At 65.5% G+C, this 16,850-nt stretch carries 15 protein-coding genes and 1 tRNA gene; 6 read left to right on the forward strand and 10 right to left on the reverse strand.

The window, feature by feature from the left end; genetic code table 11:
• The first annotated feature begins 17 nt into the window (after window positions 1-17).
• Together M2343_RS03975 and M2343_RS03980 are read left to right on the forward strand one after the other, a co-directional pair.
• The gene (locus M2343_RS03975; RefSeq protein WP_264575669.1) at window positions 18-1,211 is read left to right on the forward strand and encodes an RsmB/NOP family class I SAM-dependent RNA methyltransferase; all 1,194 of its coding nucleotides are present in this window, start codon (window positions 18-20) and stop codon (window positions 1,209-1,211) included.
• A 50-nt stretch (window positions 1,212-1,261) separates the two neighbouring features.
• Window positions 1,262-1,771: a tetratricopeptide repeat protein gene (locus M2343_RS03980; RefSeq protein WP_264575670.1), complete on the forward strand. Its 510-nt coding sequence runs from the start codon at window positions 1,262-1,264 to the stop codon at window positions 1,769-1,771.
• 20 nt (window positions 1,772-1,791) lie between these two features.
• Here the strand turns inward: M2343_RS03980 and rsmA are convergent, their stop codons facing one another.
• From rsmA to M2343_RS04000, 4 genes are all read right to left on the reverse strand, one after another.
• Window positions 1,792-2,613 (reverse strand): 16S rRNA (adenine(1518)-N(6)/adenine(1519)-N(6))-dimethyltransferase RsmA, encoded by an 822-nt coding sequence (gene rsmA / locus M2343_RS03985; RefSeq protein WP_264575671.1) that lies wholly within the window; start codon window positions 2,611-2,613, stop codon window positions 1,792-1,794.
• The gene (gene pdxA / locus M2343_RS03990) at window positions 2,610-3,638 is read right to left on the reverse strand and encodes a 4-hydroxythreonine-4-phosphate dehydrogenase PdxA (RefSeq protein ID WP_264575672.1); all 1,029 of its coding nucleotides are present in this window, start codon (window positions 3,636-3,638) and stop codon (window positions 2,610-2,612) included. Before pdxA ends, rsmA begins: the two co-directional genes overlap by 4 nt.
• Before the next feature lie 13 nt (window positions 3,639-3,651).
• On the reverse strand, window positions 3,652-5,022 hold the full coding sequence (locus tag M2343_RS03995) for a peptidylprolyl isomerase (RefSeq protein ID WP_413716037.1): 1,371 nt from the start codon (window positions 5,020-5,022) through the stop codon (window positions 3,652-3,654).
• Window positions 5,023-5,164: 142 nt separating this feature from the next.
• Window positions 5,165-7,525 carry an LPS-assembly protein LptD gene (locus M2343_RS04000; RefSeq protein ID WP_264575674.1) on the reverse strand — a complete coding sequence of 787 codons (2,361 nt, stop codon included), beginning with the start codon at window positions 7,523-7,525 and terminating at the stop codon, window positions 5,165-5,167.
• Window positions 7,526-7,751: 226 nt separating this feature from the next.
• Here M2343_RS04000 and M2343_RS04005 point away from each other — a divergent pair, with 226 nt between their 5' ends.
• Window positions 7,752-9,206 carry a leucyl aminopeptidase gene (locus tag M2343_RS04005; protein WP_264575675.1) on the forward strand — a complete coding sequence of 485 codons (1,455 nt, stop codon included), beginning with the start codon at window positions 7,752-7,754 and terminating at the stop codon, window positions 9,204-9,206.
• A 61-nt stretch (window positions 9,207-9,267) separates the two neighbouring features.
• Window positions 9,268-9,705, forward strand: a complete 438-nt coding sequence (locus M2343_RS04010; RefSeq protein WP_264575676.1) for a DNA polymerase III subunit chi — start codon at window positions 9,268-9,270, stop codon at window positions 9,703-9,705.
• Between the two features lie 25 nt (window positions 9,706-9,730).
• Here M2343_RS04010 and M2343_RS04015 read toward each other — a convergent pair whose 3' ends face one another.
• On the reverse strand, window positions 9,731-10,471 hold the full coding sequence (locus M2343_RS04015; protein WP_264575677.1) for a hypothetical protein: 741 nt from the start codon (window positions 10,469-10,471) through the stop codon (window positions 9,731-9,733).
• 170 nt (window positions 10,472-10,641) lie between these two features.
• On the opposite strand from M2343_RS04015, the gene ndk reads away from it, so the two are divergent.
• Window positions 10,642-11,064 carry a nucleoside-diphosphate kinase gene (gene ndk, locus M2343_RS04020; RefSeq protein WP_264575678.1) on the forward strand — a complete coding sequence of 141 codons (423 nt, stop codon included), beginning with the start codon at window positions 10,642-10,644 and terminating at the stop codon, window positions 11,062-11,064.
• A 75-nt stretch (window positions 11,065-11,139) separates the two neighbouring features.
• On the opposite strand, the gene M2343_RS04025 is transcribed toward ndk, so the two are convergent.
• The 4 genes from M2343_RS04025 to moaA form a co-directional block, all read right to left on the reverse strand.
• Window positions 11,140-12,357, reverse strand: coding sequence for a glycosyltransferase family 4 protein (locus tag M2343_RS04025; RefSeq protein ID WP_264575679.1), 1,218 nt, complete (start codon window positions 12,355-12,357; stop codon window positions 11,140-11,142).
• 109 nt (window positions 12,358-12,466) lie between these two features.
• Window positions 12,467-12,541 (reverse strand) — tRNA-Asn (locus M2343_RS04030).
• A 66-nt stretch (window positions 12,542-12,607) separates the two neighbouring features.
• On the reverse strand, window positions 12,608-13,381 hold the full coding sequence (locus M2343_RS04035; protein WP_181559794.1) for an NAD kinase: 774 nt from the start codon (window positions 13,379-13,381) through the stop codon (window positions 12,608-12,610).
• Window positions 13,382-13,390: 9 nt separating this feature from the next.
• Window positions 13,391-14,374: a GTP 3',8-cyclase MoaA gene (gene moaA, locus M2343_RS04040; RefSeq protein ID WP_264575680.1), complete on the reverse strand. Its 984-nt coding sequence runs from the start codon at window positions 14,372-14,374 to the stop codon at window positions 13,391-13,393.
• 143 nt (window positions 14,375-14,517) lie between these two features.
• Between moaA and M2343_RS04045 the strand changes: the two genes are divergently transcribed.
• Complete coding sequence (locus tag M2343_RS04045) at window positions 14,518-16,629, forward strand: putative bifunctional diguanylate cyclase/phosphodiesterase (RefSeq protein WP_264575681.1); 2,112 nt, start codon at window positions 14,518-14,520, stop codon at window positions 16,627-16,629.
• A gap of 20 nt (window positions 16,630-16,649) precedes the next feature.
• Here the strand turns inward: M2343_RS04045 and M2343_RS04050 are convergent, their stop codons facing one another.
• Window positions 16,650-16,826 carry a hypothetical protein gene (locus M2343_RS04050; protein WP_181559792.1) on the reverse strand — a complete coding sequence of 59 codons (177 nt, stop codon included), beginning with the start codon at window positions 16,824-16,826 and terminating at the stop codon, window positions 16,650-16,652.
• Window positions 16,827-16,850: the final 24 nt, after the last annotated feature.

The following is a 16,850-nucleotide window of genomic DNA, read 5'->3' on the forward strand; positions in this document are numbered from 1 at the left end:
GGATTGGGGGCAGCGGTATGACGCCCGCCGCACGGGTGCAGGCCGCCATCGATCTGCTCGATGTCATCATCGCCAGTGCGCGCGGTGATGGCGCCGCCGCCGATACGCTAATCGCCCGCTATTTCCGTGAGCGCCGCTATGCCGGATCGAAGGATCGCCGGGCGGTGCGCGATCTCGTCTATCGCGCGGTGCGGGCCTATGGCGATCCGCCATCCTCCGGCCGTGCTGCCATGGCGGGTCTGGCGCGCGAGGATGCGGCGCTGGCGGCGCTGTTTGATGGCTCGGCCCATGCGCCGACGCCCTTGGGCGAGGCGGAACGCGGGCCGGATGGCTCGCGCCTGCCGAGCTGGGTCGCCGCGGCCTTTGCCGGGCTGGTCGATGAGGCCGAGCAGGCGGCGCTGCTTGACCGTGCGCCTCTCCAAGTTCGGCGTAACCCGCTGAGGGCGAGCGATGCGGATATTTTGGCGCGTTGGACTGCGGCCCGGCCGATCGAGGCAACGACATATGGCTATGCGCTGCCGGCCGGCACGGACGTTCCGGATGATGGTATTGCCGAGGTGCAGGATGCCGGGAGTCAGCTGATCGCGCAGGCCTGTCACGCCACGCCCGGCCTGACTGCGCTCGATCTGTGCGCCGGGGCAGGGGGCAAGACGCTCGCCCTGGCGGCGGACATGGTCAAAGACGGCGCCCTTGCCGGACGGCTGATCGCGGCCGATGCGGTGCGTGACCGCCTCGCGCGGTTGACGCCGCGCGCTGAGCGCGCCGGCTATGGCGGGCAGATCGAAACGCTGCTGCTCGACTCTGGTCGGGAGGAAGCAGCGCTCAAGCCGCTCGTCGGGCAGTGCGACGTCGTCTTGATCGATGCGCCCTGCAGCGGATCGGGGACCTGGCGACGCAATCCCGAGGCGCGCTGGCGCCTGACGTCCGCACGGCTGGACCGGGTGGTTGCGCTGCAGGCGCGGCTGCTGCGGCTCGCGCTACCGCTGGTGAAGCCGGGCGGGCGTTTGGTCTATGCGGTCTGCTCGCTGATCGACCGGGAAGGGCGCGATCAAATTCAGCAAATCGTCAGGACCGATCCCCTATGGCAGCCGGTACACTTTACCGGGTCGGGAGAGGCGCCGGGTCGTTCATGGGGCGAGGGCACATTGCTCACGCCCGCACATGACGGAACCGACGGCTTTTTCTTCGCGGTGCTTGAAAAACCATGCTAGCGTCGTCGACCATGGCGTCTGTTGCGCAGGGCTCGATCTGGGAGACAATCATGCGGTTCACCCCCGCCTCCATATTACTTGCGAGTGCGCTTGCCCTGTCGGCGAGCAGTGGATTTTCCCAGCAGAGCGCGACGCCCGCGCCCAGCCCGCGCGCAGCCGAGTGGATGGCAAAAGGCAAGGCGGCGGCAGATGCCGGCGATCTTACCAAGGCCCGCGATGCCTACGAAACTGCGCTGCTTCTGGCGCCCGATCAGCCGGGTATCTTCATGTCGCTGGCCAAGATCGCCCGCGCCCAGAAGCTCCCCGGCAAGGCGATCCGCTATTATGGTCGCGCGCTGGATCTGGAGCCCGGCAATCAGGCGGCCCTGCAAGGCGAAGGGCTCGCGATGCTGGACAAGGGCGCGGTGGAAAGCGCCCGCGAGACGCTCGCCAAGCTGCGCCTGCTCTGCAAGACGCAATGTGCCAGTGCGGATCAGCTGGCCGCCGCGATCGCTACGACCAAGCCGCCGGTGACGACGGCTGAGGCGGTGACCAACGCACCGAAGGTAGAGCAGCAGTAAATTTCGCGCTGTGAACTTGCTCAGCGCCCCATCAGGCGCGCGAGCATCACGAAATCGTCCACGCTGAGTGTCTCGGCGCGGCGGCTGGGGTCGATCCCGGCTTCCGTCAAAGCATCCAGCGCGCCGGGCAGCCCCTTGAGGCTCTGCCGCAGCATCTTGCGCCGTTGGCCGAAGGCGGCAGCGGTCAGTCGGCTCAGCGTTGCGACCTCGACGCCGCCGGGCGCGTCGGCCGGGACGATATGAACCACAGCGGACATGACCTTGGGGGGCGGCGTGAAGGCGGAGCGATGGACTTTCATCGCGATGCGCGCACGGCTGCGCCACTGGGCCAGTACCGCGAGCCGGCCATAGGCATCGCTGCCTGGCTGCGCGACGATCCGCTCGGCCACCTCGGCCTGGAACATGAGCGAGGCGGAGAGCCACCATGGCGGCCAAACGCCGCTCTCCAGCCAGCCGACCAGCAAAGCCGTGCCGATATTGTAAGGCAGGTTCGCGACGATATGCGCCGGTCCGCCGCAGGCCTCCACGGGGTCGACCCGCAACGCGTCATCCTCGATGACGCGCAACTGGCCCGGAAAGGCCGCTGCGACTTCGGCCAACGCCGGAATGCAGCGGGCATCACGTTCGACTGCCGTGACCTGGGCGCCGGCGCGGAGCAGGGCACGGGTCAGCCCGCCGGGACCGGGGCCGACCTCGAACACGCGCGCGCCGGTCAGATCCCCCGGAATCGCGGCGATGCGATCCAGCAACTGCTCGTCCAGCAGGAAGTTCTGGCCCAGCGCCTTGCTGGCCCGCAGGCCATGCGTGGCAATGACCTCGCGCAGCGGTGGAAGCGGGGTCATGAGGGCTGGCAGGGATCGACCCAGGCGCGGCGATTGAGCTCGGCCTGCTGCGCCATGCGAATGGCGGCGATCATCGCGCCAGGATGCGCCCGATCCTTGCCCGCCAGATCGAACGCCGTGCCATGGTCGGGCGATGTGCGCACGATCGGCAGGCCCAGCGTGATGTTGACGCCCTCATCGAAGTCCAGCGCCTTGATGGGGATCAGCGCCTGATCGTGATAGCAGCACAAGGCCGCATCGTAGAGCGCACGGGCGCGGGGCGTGAACAAGGCATCCGGCGAATGCGGCCCGGAAATGTCGAGCCCGTCTTCGCGCAATTGCTCGAGCACCGGCGCAATCAGCGTTGTTTCTTCCGTGCCGAGCATCCCGTTCTCACCCGCATGAGGATTGAGGCCGGCCATGGCGAGGCGCGGGTTCTCGATGCCGAACAGCCGCTTGAGGCCGCGCGCGGTGGCCAGTGCGCGGGAGCGGATCAGTGCGGCGGTGAGCGACTCCGGCACCTCTGTATAGGGAATATGGATGGTGAGCGGCACCACACGCAGCGACGGGCCGGCCAGCATCATCACCACATTGCCGCGCGAGACGCCGCAGCGCTCGGCCACGAACTCGGTCTGGCCGGGGTGCGTGAAGCCGACTTGCGACAGCTGGGATTTGGAAACGGGCGCGGTCACCAGGGCGCTGGCGCTTTCCGCCCGCACCAGCCCCGTCGCCGCTTCCAGCGCCTGGAAGGCGCAGCGCGCGCCATCGATCGAGGGCTGGCCGGGGATGATCTCACCGGCGTCGGCGACCTGCAGGCAGGGCAGCGCCTTGCCGAACACCGCATCGGCCTCGATCGGGTCGCCGATCATCGCGACCGGGCCTTGCCAGACGGCGGCGATCGAGGCGCTATCACCGACCGCGAAGAACGGCGGCAGATTGTGCGTGTCCCGCGCTTCCCAGGCTTTCGCTGTGACCTCCGGGCCGATCCCTGCGGGATCGCCCAGCGATATCGCGATCGGCCGCGGCAGCGCGGACGCGGAATACATCGTGCGGAAGACGTCAGTTATAGTCGATCACCGCATCGCGACGAAGGTCGCGCAGATATGTGCGTGCACGCTTGTTCACGCGGTCTTCCTCCATCTGCGCCATGATCGACTCCACCGAGGGTGCGCTCGCGTCTGGCGGATCGTCCCGGCCGCACAAAACGAGCGCGCGAACGCCTTCCGTTGCCGAGCCGAAGGGCGGCGTGGATTCGCCGACCTGCATCGAGAGCAGAATGGACTGGAGCTGCGGGGGCAGGTTGCGGGCCTGAATATCGTTTTCGATGACCGTCGCGCCGACGCCCTTGGCCATCGCCTCGACCGATCCGCAGCCCTGAAGCTTCTTGAGCGCTTCCCCGAATGCGTTGGCCCGGCGCTGGGCTTCGGCCGCGGATGTGCCGGCGGGGAAGTCGATGGCGACCTGCTTGAGGCTGAGCACGGCGTCGCGCGCGTCGGCCATCAGCACCTGGCGCTTGTCAATCAGATAGACGAGCGAAAATCCGCCCGGAATGGCAATCGGGCCGGCGATCTGGCCGACCTGGAGCTGCTGGGCGGCTTCCGCCAGCGGCTCGGGCAGCTGCGCGGCGCGCACCCAGCCCAGATCACCGCCGACCGCAGCGGTCGATGCTTCCGAATATTGCCGCGCATAGGCCTGGAACGAGCCACCCTGGCGAATCTGCGCCATGATCTTCTGGGCGTTCTCGGCCACCTGCTGGCTGTTCGACGGGTTGGCGGAGAGATAGATCTCGCCGATGTGGAACTCTTCCTTGCCCTTGGCGGCCTGGAGACGCTCATAGGTCGAGCGGACCTCGTCCTCGGAGACGTTCACGAAAGGCTGGACCTGACGCCGCAGCAGGCGGCTCCACGCGACCTCGCCTTCGATCTGGCGCCGGATGCTGCGCGCGGATGAGCCCTGCGCGGCAAGATATTTTGCGAAATTGTCCGGCGTGTAGCGGAAGTTCGCGGCGACGCGGGCGAAGTTCTCGTCAAGCTCGGCGGCGGGGACGCGAATATCCTTGGCCGCTGCCTCCTGAATCTGCAGCGTCTCGTCGATGAGGTTGCGCAGCACCTGCAGACGCAGACGGTCCTTTTCCTCGGCACTGACATTGCCGCCATTGGCGAGAACCACCAGCGCGAGCCGCTGCTCCACATCCGTCTGGGTAATGACCTCGCCGTTCACCAGCGCCGTCGCGGTGCGGACATTGGGGTCGCGCTTGCCGAAGAGCACCACCGAGGCGGGAATATCGAGCGCGGACGCGGTCGCCCCGGCGGTATCCTCAGCCTGGCCTTCCGGCGCCTGAGCAATTGCTGAGCACGCCAAAAGGCCCGTCGCGGCGCCTGCAAGAATCCGGGCGGTGAAACGGGAGGAAATCCTTTTCACGCTGTTCACGTCAGTCAAACTTGCTCTCCATTCAGAAGCAGGCGGCCTCAAGAGGCCGCGGACCTGCCCGGCGGATTAATGCGCGGCGGCTGAACCGGGCCTGAGCGACGGATGACGCCCGGCCTTCACACCCTTTGCGAAGCTGGAGTCTTTACAGGCCGAGATTCTTAAATACCAGCCGCAGTTGAAACGAATTGCCGCGACGGGCATCGCCGACCGTCTGGTAATCGCGCCGCCAGGTGAAGCCGAGTTCCAGGCAGTCATCCTCATAGGCGATGCCGAGGCGGTGGCGCACCGGCTCGAAGCCGGACAGCGTGCTCGTCGGATCGTCCCGCTGGCCGGTCAGATCGATGTTCGTCGAGCCGAAGACCGACCAGAAGCGCGCAAAGGCGACGCGCGCTGCGAGGCGGATTTCTTCGACATCGCGCAGATCCTCGACGCCGGACGTGATGTTCCGGTCCAGTCGCAGATAGCCGACCTCGGCATAAGTGCGGCGCGTACCAACCGTCGCCTCGATCTCGTTGCGGCGGACGGCAAAGCCATCCTTGTCGAGCCGGAAACGGTGGGTGAAGGACAGGAAATCCTTGTAACGGATTTCCGACCGACCAACGATGTCTGACAGCCGATCGGACAGGCCGGTGCCATTGGGCAGCAGGGACGGGCGGTCATCGATGCGGTAGCTCTGGCCGACGGTGGTATCGAACGAGAAATTCGGCACGTCGAAGCGGTAGTCGAACCCATAGGTGATGCGGGTCGAATCCTCGAAGCGGTCATAGCCAGGGAAGCGATTGAGCGCGAAGAGGTTGGAGTCCTCCAGGTCGATCGCGCGGGCATCTTCGTTGGGCACATTCAGATTGGCGAGGCGCGGCGCGGCAACCAGCTGGATGCGTGGTGTCAGGCGCTGGGTGCCGCCAAAAGCCTGCCCGATGAACGGCCAGCGCACATCCAGCGCCAAGGCGGCGATTCCTCGCGTCTGCCAGCCTTCCTCACCCCGATAGACCACCGTTGGCGAAAGATCGTTCTGCGCGCTGTTGTAGACATCGCCCCGCGCATAGGCGGTCAGCGAGACTTCCTGTCCCATACCGGTCAGGCGGCTCTGCTTCCAGGTGAAGCCCACGAACGCGCGCTGGGTATCCTGCCCGTCTGTGCGGAGGATCGACAGGCTGTTGGCCTGCAGTTCCACCCGTCCGCCGAATAGCGGATCGGTGGTGCGCAGGCGGTAGTCGATGGCGGGAATGGCGATAGGAACCTGACCGGCCCGGTCCCCCGAGCGCAACGACTGGAAGGCCCAACCGGCAATCGAGAGATAACTGCGCGTGCCGATCCGCTCAAGATTGAGCGTGGAGCGCAGACGATCCTCGTGGCTCAGGTCATAGCGATTGAGGAAGGTACGGTCGGACGCGTAACGCAGCGATCCGGTCAACGACCAGAGCGGGTCGAACTGAAACTTGCCGCTGGCAGCGATGTAGCCGCGCAGACGCTCATCGCTGGTGACATCGGTTTCGCCCGTGACCGGCGTAACGGCGCTGACCGTGCCATAGCCGGTGATCTGATAGGCACCCTTAGACAGCAGGGCGCGATAGCTGGCGCCGAGCATCGGCAGCACCGCGCTGTAGACATAGGGCGTGAGCGTCAGATCGCGATTGGGCGCAAGCCGCCAGTAATAAGGCTGCACATATTGCACCCCGTTGCGCCGATCATAGCCGATATCCGGCACCAGCAAGCCGCTGCTGCCTTCATCGCCAATGCTGTGGCGCAGGCCCGGCAGGGGGAGCAGGGGCAGGCCGAACATGCTCACGCGCGCATTCTCATAGCGCACCCGCTGGCGAGCCTCGTCCAGAATGACGCGGTCGGCCTGGATTTGCCAGGTCGGCTCCTTGGGGCAGCCCTTGACCGTCTCGACCTTGCAGGGCGTGAACGCCGCCTTGTCTAACACGTAGATATTGTCAGTGCGCTGGGCTTTCACCGCCGCCAGCCGATTCTCGCTGTTGGTGACGATCAGCAGATTTTCGATGACGCCGTCCCGCAGGCTTTCGGTGACGTCCATCTCATCGGCATAAGCGCGGTCGCCACGCTCATTGACGAGCAGCACGTCGCCGCGCGCGATGACGGTGCCGGCCTTGCGATCCCACTCCACCTGATCGGCGGACAGATTGGCATCCTGTCGGGCAACGCGGACATTGCCGGAGGCGCGCACGATATCGGCATTGCTGTCGTAGTCGATCCGGTCGGCCTGGAAATTGATCTCGTTCTTAGAGACCGGCGCTGCCGGCATGGGGACGGCCTCGGCCTCTGCCTTGGCAGGGCGGTCCTGAAAATCCGGTTCGGCGCCGTCGGGGATATCCTGCGGCGCCACATTGTCGATGGTGAGCGGCGGTTCGCCCTGCGTTGGCGGCTCGGCCTGCGTCTGGGCGTAGGCCGGCGCGGCCATGACCATCGCCAGAATCAGAGCTGGCGTGCTGATGCACAGGTGCACGCGCATCATGGTCCGCTCGCGCGTGTCACGGCTCATCGTGGCAACCAATCGTCATTCTCCCAGCGCGGCTCGCGGTCTGCGCGCGCCGTGTGCAACGCTGCCCTATTGCACTGCAGCGCCCGCTCCGCAATTGCCTTCCCAAGCGTGAAATCGCGCTTAACGGTCCCTTTGCCGTGGCATACCCCCTGGCAAGGCGCTATTCCGCTTCCATATTCACACCAGGTCATCTGGCCACATAATTCCTTTCCAGGAGCTTGTATCCATGCACATCGCCATTTCCGCCAGTCGCCCTGCCGACATGGACTGCCTCGTTTTCCCGGTCGCAAAGGGTGCCGCCGTGTCGCCGGGCATCGAGGCGCAGGCTCTGGCGGCGCAGGCGGCGGCGGCATCGCGCTTTAGCGGCGAGGCAGGCGCCGTGGTGGAACTGTTCGTGGCCGAGGCGGGCAAAACTCTCCGCGTCCTGCTCGTCGGGACGGGCGAGGGCACGCCGGCCGATCTAGAGAAGGCAGGCGGCGCGGTGACGGCACGGCTGCAGACCTCCGGCGTCAAGCATGTCGCGATCGACGGCGCGGGGCTTACTGCCGACGCGCTCGCCCGGATCGCGCTGGGCGCGGAATTGCGCGCATGGCGCATCGACACCTATCGCACGAAGCTGGCGGAGAAGGCCAGGCCGACGCTCGAAACCGTGACGCTGGTTCATGAGTCCGGCGATCTGGCGGCTCTCGTGGATGATGCCAAAGCCGTCGCACAAGGTGTTGCATTCACGCGTGAACTGGTCGCAGAGCCGGGCAACATCATCTATCCCGAGAGCTTCGTGGAGCGCTGTCGCCATCTGGTCGATCTCGGCATTGAAATCAGCGTGCTGGATGAGACGGATATGGCCAATCTCGGCATGGGTGCTTTGCTCGGCGTTGCGCAGGGCTCAGTGCGCAAGCCGCGCATTCTTGCGATGCGTTGGGACGGCACCAATGGCGCGCAGGCCAAGCCGCTGGCGCTGGTCGGCAAGGGCGTCACCTTCGATACTGGCGGCATTTCGCTCAAGCCCGGTGCGGGCATGGAAGACATGAAGTGGGATATGGGCGGTGCCGGTGCCGTTGCCGGCGCGATGAAGGCGCTGGCTTTGCGCAAGGCGCCCACGCATGTCGTCGGCATCTGCGGGCTGGTCGAGAATATGCCGGACGGCGGCGCGCAGCGTCCCGGCGATATCGTTAAGACCATGTCCGGCCAGACCGTGGAAGTGCTGAACACGGACGCCGAGGGGCGTCTGGTGCTGTGCGATGCGATCTGGTGGACCCAGCAGACCTACAAGCCCGAGACGGTGATCGATCTTGCAACCCTCACTGGGGCAATGCTGATCTCGCTCGGCAGCGAGCATGGCGGCCTGTTCAGCAATGACGATGGTCTTGCCGAACAGCTCCTTGCGGCCGGTCGGCAAAGCGGCGACAAATTGTGGCGCTTTCCGCTGTCGCCGGCCTATGACAAGCTGATCGACAGCCCCATTGCCGACATGAAGAACATCGGGCCGCGTTATGCCGGCTCGATCACTGCGGCGCAATTCATCAAGCGCTATGTGCAGGAGGGCGTAAAATGGGCGCACCTGGACATTGCCGGCATGGTCTGGGCCGACAAGCCCGGCGCGACATGGGAGAAAGGCGCTACCGGCTATGGCGTGCGCCTGCTCGATCAGTTGATCCGCGATCACTATCAGGCCAGTTGAGGTCTTGCGCATATTTCGGCCCGGCCTTCGCAGCCGGGCCGGATCGCGCTAGAGCCGTAACATGCAGGTGGATTTCTATCAGCTCAGCCGGGATCCCGTCGAGGCGACGGTGCCCGCCATCGCGCGCAGGGTGCTTGATGGCGGCGGGCGCCTGCTGGTCGTTTCCGCCGAGCGCGACCAGCTCGACCGTATCTCCGAGGGTCTGTGGAGTGCTGGGCCGGAGAGCTATCTGGCCAACGATCATGCGGATGCACCCATGCCGCAGGTCCAGCCGATCCTCCTCGCGCCGAGCTGTGATGCCGCCAATGGTGCGCGCCATGTCGCGCTGGCCGATGGCCTGTGGCGGGATGAAGCGCTGGGCTTCGAGCGGGTTTTCTACTTTTTCGATGATGCCACGGTGGCCGGTGCGCGGCTGGCCTGGAAGGCGCTGAGTCGATCGGAGGACGTCACGCCGCGCTTCTGGAAGCAGGATGGCGGGCGGTGGCGCCAAGGCCCTTGAGGCACCGCCGGTGCGCCGGATTCGCTCACCGCATGTGACGCGGCTTCTTGGTGGTATCGGCGCGCGCTTCTGCGTGACGGCTCTTGAGGGACGTCGGTGCGCTGGCCTGAAGAAATTCACGGCCGCTCAGCCCGTCTCCGCCGCGTCGGTTGAGCGGCGGTTCGAGGGTTTCGATCAACAGCGCTTCCATGGTTCTGAGCATATTGGTTTCGCTCCAGCACGCGCTTTGCGCGAAAGGCAGATGCTGACTGGCGTCGCGCAGGCCGAACCAGGAGAAGCGATTCCACCGGCCGGCAAGTCGGTCCGTCGTATGCGTCTTGAGTCGCGCATAGAGATCGTTGCTCGCACGCCCGACATAGACGGTCCGCGCGCCATCCTGCAGCAGGTAGAGGCCCACTTGACGGGCAAAGTTGAACAATGGCGCCCCCTTCGTGCGCCGCCCGAGGAGGAGGGGCGGTCCAGACCAGGGCACCAGTTCGCGTTTCCAGAACATGCCAAAGGCATTCAGGCTTTCGCCCGGTCCGAGGTCCGGCCAGCAAATGGCAGGATATTGGGAAGCCCGGTTGCAGGTTGAGCTTTTACGCGCAGCGGCTCGAGCCAGTGCCGGCTCCGCCGCCTCTGCTGGTAAGGTCAGGCAGGGCGTCGCCACCGTCGCCGCGTCCGGAAAGCGGCGCAGCTGCCCCGGCGCAATGCTGTGAAAGCGCAGCGACCCGTCATCATGCCTGTCGATCCGATAAATGGATTCCTTCGGCTCCGCGCCCTGCATGTTCCCATTCCCCCTTTGCGCACTCAACCATGGCAAACTGTAACAATGTGAACTCAAAGCGCTTAATTGATCGTAACCCGTGGACGCCTGCTGCTCTTGATCGGCCGTCGCTTCGCGGGTAGAGCGCGCGCGACCTCAACTCTTTCGTTTTCTTTACCGGAGCATTTCTCATGGCGGCGACCCGCACCTTCTCGATCATCAAGCCCGACGCGACCCGTCGCAACCTGACCGGTGCTGTCACCAAGATGCTGGAGGAAGCCGGCCTGCGCGTCGTGGCATCCAAGCGCATCCACATGAGCCGCGAGCAGGCCGAGGGCTTCTACGCGGTCCACAAGGAGCGTCCCTTCTTCGGTGAGCTGGTCGAGTTCATGATTTCGGGCCCGGTCGTCGTGCAGGTTCTGGAAGGCGAAGACGCCGTGAAGCGCAATCGCGACATCATGGGCGCCACCAACCCCGCCAATGCCGAGCCCGGCACCATCCGCAAGGAACTGGCCGAGTCGATCGAAGCCAACAGCGTTCACGGGTCGGACAGCGAAGAGAATGCCGCGATCGAGATCGCCTACTTCTTCAAGCCGGCAGAAATCGTCGGCTAATCGGACGGCCGTCTAACCGTCGGCCTTCTAAAAAAGGGCGCCAGACCATCGGGTCCGGCGCCTTTTTTGTTTGGTTTAATGCTGCCGGCCAGCGGCTGCTTCCGTCTCGAAATAATCGAGCAAGGTCTGGGCCGATTTGAACAGATCGTGCCGCTCTTCCACCCGGCGCCGCGCCTCGGCGCCCAGCGCAGCCTGCTGCTCGGGCGTGGCGCGCATGATGCCGCGTAGGGCCTCGGCGATGGCGTCCTCATCGCCAGGCGCGAAAATCCAGCCACAGCGCTCGTCAAGCAACTCGGGGATGCCCGCAATGGTCGTGCTCAGCACCGGTCGACCGATGGCGAAGGCTTCCATGATTCCGATGGGCAGGCCCTCGGCATAGCTCGGCAGCAGCATGGCGCGACCGGCCAGCAATTGCTCCCGTACATAGGCACCGGTGCCCCAGCCGTGCAGGATGACATGATCCTCGACGCCATGGGCGCGGATCGCCTCCCGTAGCGCGTCCTCGTCGTCCCCGCCGCCGATCAGCTCGACCACAAGATCGGGAAATTCCCCAATCACAGCAGCGACGGCAGGCGGAATATGGATCTGGCCCTTGTTGGTGCACAGGCGGCCGATGCAGATCACTCGGCTGCTCTCGGGCGGGGCAGGCTGATAGGGGAAGTCGGCGAGGTTGATGCCGCAATGGACGATGCGGACCTTCTGGGCCGCCTCTGGGGCCTCCGCTACGATGCGATCGTGGCAGTAACGGGTGATGGCGACGATGAAAGCCGCATCGCGTGCCTTCTCGCGGATGGAGAGGCGGGCCGGCTCGCCGGGCACCAACTCATCGGGACCATGGACCGTGAAGCTGTAGGATGGCCCGCCTAGCCGCCGCGCCAGCATCGCCACCGTGGTCGCGTTGGTCGAGAAGTGGGTGTGGACGTGATCGATCCCTTGCGCATTGGCGCGGCGAGCGAAAGCCATGGCCTCCAGCAGATAGGCGACATGGGCGACAAGGTTTCGCCCCGCGTTGCGCCACACCCGCCACCAGAGCGGCAGTACCCGCAGCGTTCTGACCGGATGTAGCAGGCAGGTGAGCAGCACGTCCCACAGCAGCGCCGCCTTGCTGCCGGTGATGATATAGTGCGTGCGCGCCTGCTCGGCGATATCTTCTGGGTCAACCAGCTCACCATCCCAGTGCCGCAGGGCAAAGCGCTCGACCGGCTGACCAAGCGCCTCGATCGCACCGATCTCGCGACGGATGAACGTCGTGCTGATCAGCGGATACATGTTGAGAAGATAAGCAAGTTTCATGGCCGACCGCTCATGGGAGCGGAGAGGCGAGCCTGTCAACGCGGCTAACCCTTTTTGCGGCAGTGCGGGCCGGCAAGTCCGCCTCAGCAGTCCGGCAATGTGTGGAAAGTGGCTCCCCGAGTAGGATTCGAACCTACGGCCATTCGATTAACAGTCGAATGCTCTACCGCTGAGCTATCGGGGAGCAGCCGGGCTTTCGTCCGGCGAGGCCGCGCCTATAGCAGCGGGTTTGAAAGAAACGCAAGAGCACTCATGAGATAAATTGTTCAGCCGCGATCCGATCGTCGAGCGTGTGCTCGGGATCGAACAAAAGCGTGAGCGGCATGGCGAAATCCACGGCGATCTCGACCTGCGAGACATCGCGCACTTCGCGCTGGTCGGCCACGGCGGAGACCGGACGCTTGACGGGGTCGACCACGCGCAGCCGAATCTTGCTGCGTTCCGGCAGAATCGCGCCCCGCCAGCGGCGCGGACGGAAGGGGCTGATCGGCGTGAGCGCGACGAGGCCGCAGTCGAGCGGGAGAATGGGCCCGTGTGCCGATAGATTATAGGCCGTGGAGCCGGCTGGCGTGGCCACCAGCGCGCCGTCGCAAACCAGTTCCTGAATCACGACTCGCCCATTGACCGAAACTTCGAGCCAGGCGGTCTGGCGCGTCTCGCGCAACAGGGAGATTTCGTTGATCGCGGGCATTGCGAAGGTTTCGCCGCTCACTGTCACGGCGTGCATCCGCAAGGGGTTCACCTTGAACGCCTTGGCCTTGTCGAGGCGCTGGTCCAGCCCGTCCTGCCGCCATTCGTTCATCAGGAAGCCGACGGTGCCCAGGTTCATACCGAACACGGGCACCCGACGATGGCTCTCCAGCAGCGTGTGAAGCGTCTGCAGCATGAAGCCGTCGCCGCCCAGCGCGATGATGATATCGGCCTCGTTGAGGCTGACGAACGGAATGACCGCCTGCAGCCGCCGCGCGGCTTCCTGCGCAGCGTCCGTGGGCGAGGCCAGCAGGGCAAGTTTGCGATCGGCCATGAGGTGGCGTTATCCGCCCGTTACGCTCATGTGGCGGCGCGTGGCGGGCTGCGCGCCTGCCGCGACGCTGAAGTCATGTGCCAGCGGCTTGGCGGCCAGTGCCCGGTCGAGCAGGGCATCGATTCCCGCGACACCCTGTTCGCGGAATGCGGCCTTGAGATCGATATGATCTTCATGCCCCAAGCACATGTAGATGCGTCCCTGGCAGGTGAGGCGCATCCGGTTGCAATCGGCGCAGAAATTCTGGGAGAGCGGCGTGATGAGGCCCAGCCGGGTCTTGAGGCCGGAGAGGGCAAAATAGCGCGCCGGCCCGCCGGTGCGGTCATCCAACGGGATGAGAGCGTGCCGCTCGCGAATCGGGGCGATTGCCTCGATCAACGGCATGAAGCGATCCGAGCGATCCTCCGTCACTTCGCCAAGCGGCATCGTCTCGATCAGGGTGAGATCGAAGCCCTGCTCCGCGCAATAATCGAGCAGCGGCAGGATCTGGCTTTCGTTGGTGTCGCGCAGCGCCACGGTGTTGAGCTTGACCTTGAGGCCCGCCTGCCGCGCGGCTTCAAGACCGCCGAGCACCTTGGCGATATCGCCGCCGCGCGTCACATGCGCGAAAATATCCGGGTCGAGGGCGTCCAGGCTGACGTTGATGCGCCGGATGCCGGCATCGAACAGCATGTCGGCATAGGTCGCGAGTTGCGTGCCATTGGTCGTCAGCGTCAGTTCGTCCAGCCGACCGGCCTTCACATGGCGGCCAAGGGCACGGGCGAGGTCGCCGAAATCGCGGCGCACCAGCGGCTCGCCGCCGGACAGGCGAATCCGGCGGACGCCCCGGGCAATGAAGCGCTCGGCGATGACGGCAATTTCCTCCAGCGTGAGGATTTCCCGCCGGGGGAGGAATTGCATTGTCTCGCTCATGCAGTAACGGCAGCGCAGATCGCAGCGGTCCGTCACCGAAATCCGCAAATAGTCGATGCGGCGACCGTGACTGTCGCGCATGGCCGGAGCTGCGTCGGGGAGGCTGTCGATTGCGTTCGCCATACGCATTAGCTAGGCGATGCGGGGGGAAGGCGCAACCATCGCGCGTCGGTTGCGCTCGATCCCGTCCGCTAATCCACAAGCCTGAACGGATCGCGACCATTGTGAGAGAGCCTGCCGCAACCCGGCCCCATGAAGTGGGCGACCAGTCCTCCGGCCCGTCCGGGGACATGGGGGGACTGCCGCTGTTCATCCTCTCGGCCGCGCACCGTGACGCGCTTTCCGCCTGTGCTGCGCGCGCCGGGTGGAAGCCGATCGCGGCGCGGCGGCTGGACAGGGCCGAGAGCCGCTATCTCGGGAGCCTGGCGCGCATCGCGGTCATCGATCTGCGCGGCGTGGCGCCGGATGATGCGCTTGAGATGGTGAAAGCACTGGCGGCCGCCGTCGAAGCCTCCGGGGGCGCCTTGCTGCTCCTCGTTGAAGACGTCGGCGCGCCGCACGTCCCCGGGCTGATCGCCGCCGGCGCCACCCATCTGCTTGATGGCGAGGTTGACGAGGCCCGCTTCACCATCGCGCTGCGCACCGCGGACAAACTCGCCGAGCGATTGATCGGCAGTCTGGCCGCGGCGGGCAACCGCCATGCCGTCGCACGCAGTGATGGCCTGTTCTGGCGCTGGAATGGCGCCGAGCGGACCCTTGCGATCAGTCCTGCGCTGGGCGATCTGCTGCGGATCATGGTGCCCGATGCCGACCATGCCCGGCTGGGCATTGCCGATCTGGTCCGTGCGTTGGATCGGGCGGACCGGGCAGGGGCCGTGGCTGCGATCCGTCGCGCCGTTGACGACCTGATGCCCTCCGCCTTTGCCCATGCCGTCCCGTCCCAGCCGGATCGACGGCTGGTCCAGCATCTCTATCCGGACGCGCAGGGCTTTAGCGGTGAGGTCGAGGAACTCGATGTGCATCATCGCGCCAACCGGCGGGATCGGGACCCGATGACGGGCCTTGCCAGCCGCCAAGGCGTGATCCGCTGGCTCGACCATCATTTGGCGCAAGGGCGGCTGCCGGCGGTTCTGCTGATCGGGCTTGGCGATTTCGACCGGGTCAACAGCGCTTATGGGCGCTTGGTCGGCGATGCGATGCTCTCTCGCGTCGCGATCCGCCTCCAGCGGCTCGTCGATGCCATGGCGCCGCGCGACTCGCTGGTGGCGCGGATCACCGGCACAGAGTTTGTCATCGCCGTGCTGGGCGGGCCTGAAACCGCGCTGCCATCCGTAGAGCGGGCAACGCTGCTTGCGCAGCAAATCGTCGCGGAAATCAGTCGGCCTTTCAACGCGGGCGACTATCTCATTCGCCTGACGGCGCGCTGCGGCCTTGCGCCCGGTCAATCGGGCGATGCGGCCGAGACGATCCTGCGCCGCGCAAGCAATGCGCTCGCGGACGCCCGACGCGGCAGTGCGCAGGGCGGCATCCGCATCCGGGTGGCGGACGAAGCCAGCCGCATCGTGGATGATGATCGCTTGCAGAACGACCTGCGCCACGCGCTCGATTCCGGCCAGATCCAGCTCCTGTTCCAGCCGCAATATGCGATGGAGGATGATAGCATCGTCGGCGTCGAAGCACTCGCGCGCTGGCAGCACCCTCATTATGGCGAGATCGGCGCCGGCGCGCTGTTTGCCATCGCCGAGCGATCCGATTTCATGCTGCCGCTCTCCGATCATATTCATGCGCGGGCACTGGCGGAGGCGGCGGCATGGCCCGAGGAACTGCGCGATCTGCGGTTAGCGATCAACGTGACCGCGGCTGATATCTCCGAGCCGGATTTCCTGCAGAACTTCCTCCAGACCGTCGATGCATCGGGCTTCGCGCGCGAGCGTCTGACCGTCGAACTGACCGAAAGCGGCCTGGTCGAGCATCTCGTCGGCGCCTCGCTGCTGCTCACGCAATTGCGAGAGGCGGGGCTCAAGGTCGCGGTCGACGATTTCGGAACCGGCTATTCCAGCCTTGCCTATCTCAAGGCGCTGCCGCTCGATTATCTCAAGATCGACCGGAGCATCGCGCGCGATATCGAGGGCACTGCGCGTGATCGCGTGATCGTCCGCGCGATCATCGATATGGGGCGCTCGCTCGGGCTGGGCGTGATTGCCGAGGGTGTGGAAACCGAACAGCAACTCGCGCTTCTCGCCCGGGCGGGCTGCACCTGTTATCAGGGTTTTCTGCGTTCACCGGCCATCGCCAGCGACAAGCTCGCCGATCTCGTGCGCGCAAGTCAGCGTTAGCGCCACCTAGCGCGGCGCGCTCAACCGTAACGCAGTTCACCCCGGAAGGGCAGATTACGACGGGCAATTTCGGTGTTCACCGCCTGTTGCAGCGGCGTATTCGACTCGCGCGCAGCCGCACGACGGGCGATTGCGTACAATTCGGCATCCAGCATGGCTCTCGCCATGTCCGTGCATTCGTCGGTTAATTTTCTCATCGGATGTCCCTCCTATCGAGGGGC

The sequence above is a fragment of the Sphingobium sp. B8D3B genome (genome assembly GCF_025961875.1).
In the GTDB taxonomy this organism is placed as follows: Bacteria; Pseudomonadota; Alphaproteobacteria; order Sphingomonadales; family Sphingomonadaceae; genus Sphingobium.

Excerpts from the sequence above, each read along its gene's own strand:
- moaA (WP_264575680.1), bottom strand. The coding sequence starts at position 14,374 with ATGCGCGACAGTCACGGTCGCCGCATCGACTATTTGCGGATTTCGGTG.
- M2343_RS04015 (WP_264575677.1), bottom strand. The coding sequence starts at position 10,471 with ATGCAGGGCGCGGAGCCGAAGGAATCCATTTATCGGATCGACAGGCAT.
- M2343_RS03975 (WP_264575669.1), top strand. The coding sequence starts at position 18 with ATGACGCCCGCCGCACGGGTGCAGGCCGCCATCGATCTGCTCGATGTC.
- rsmA (WP_264575671.1), bottom strand. The coding sequence starts at position 2,613 with ATGACCCCGCTTCCACCGCTGCGCGAGGTCATTGCCACGCATGGCCTG.
- M2343_RS04005 (WP_264575675.1), top strand. The coding sequence starts at position 7,752 with ATGCACATCGCCATTTCCGCCAGTCGCCCTGCCGACATGGACTGCCTC.
- pdxA (WP_264575672.1), bottom strand. The coding sequence starts at position 3,638 with ATGTATTCCGCGTCCGCGCTGCCGCGGCCGATCGCGATATCGCTGGGC.
- M2343_RS04025 (WP_264575679.1), bottom strand. The coding sequence starts at position 12,357 with ATGAAACTTGCTTATCTTCTCAACATGTATCCGCTGATCAGCACGACG.
- M2343_RS04010 (WP_264575676.1), top strand. The coding sequence starts at position 9,268 with ATGCAGGTGGATTTCTATCAGCTCAGCCGGGATCCCGTCGAGGCGACG.
- M2343_RS04050 (WP_181559792.1), bottom strand. The coding sequence starts at position 16,826 with ATGAGAAAATTAACCGACGAATGCACGGACATGGCGAGAGCCATGCTG.
- ndk (WP_264575678.1), top strand. The coding sequence starts at position 10,642 with ATGGCGGCGACCCGCACCTTCTCGATCATCAAGCCCGACGCGACCCGT.
- M2343_RS04000 (WP_264575674.1), bottom strand. The coding sequence starts at position 7,525 with ATGAGCCGTGACACGCGCGAGCGGACCATGATGCGCGTGCACCTGTGC.
- M2343_RS04035 (WP_181559794.1), bottom strand. The coding sequence starts at position 13,381 with ATGGCCGATCGCAAACTTGCCCTGCTGGCCTCGCCCACGGACGCTGCG.
- M2343_RS03980 (WP_264575670.1), top strand. The coding sequence starts at position 1,262 with ATGCGGTTCACCCCCGCCTCCATATTACTTGCGAGTGCGCTTGCCCTG.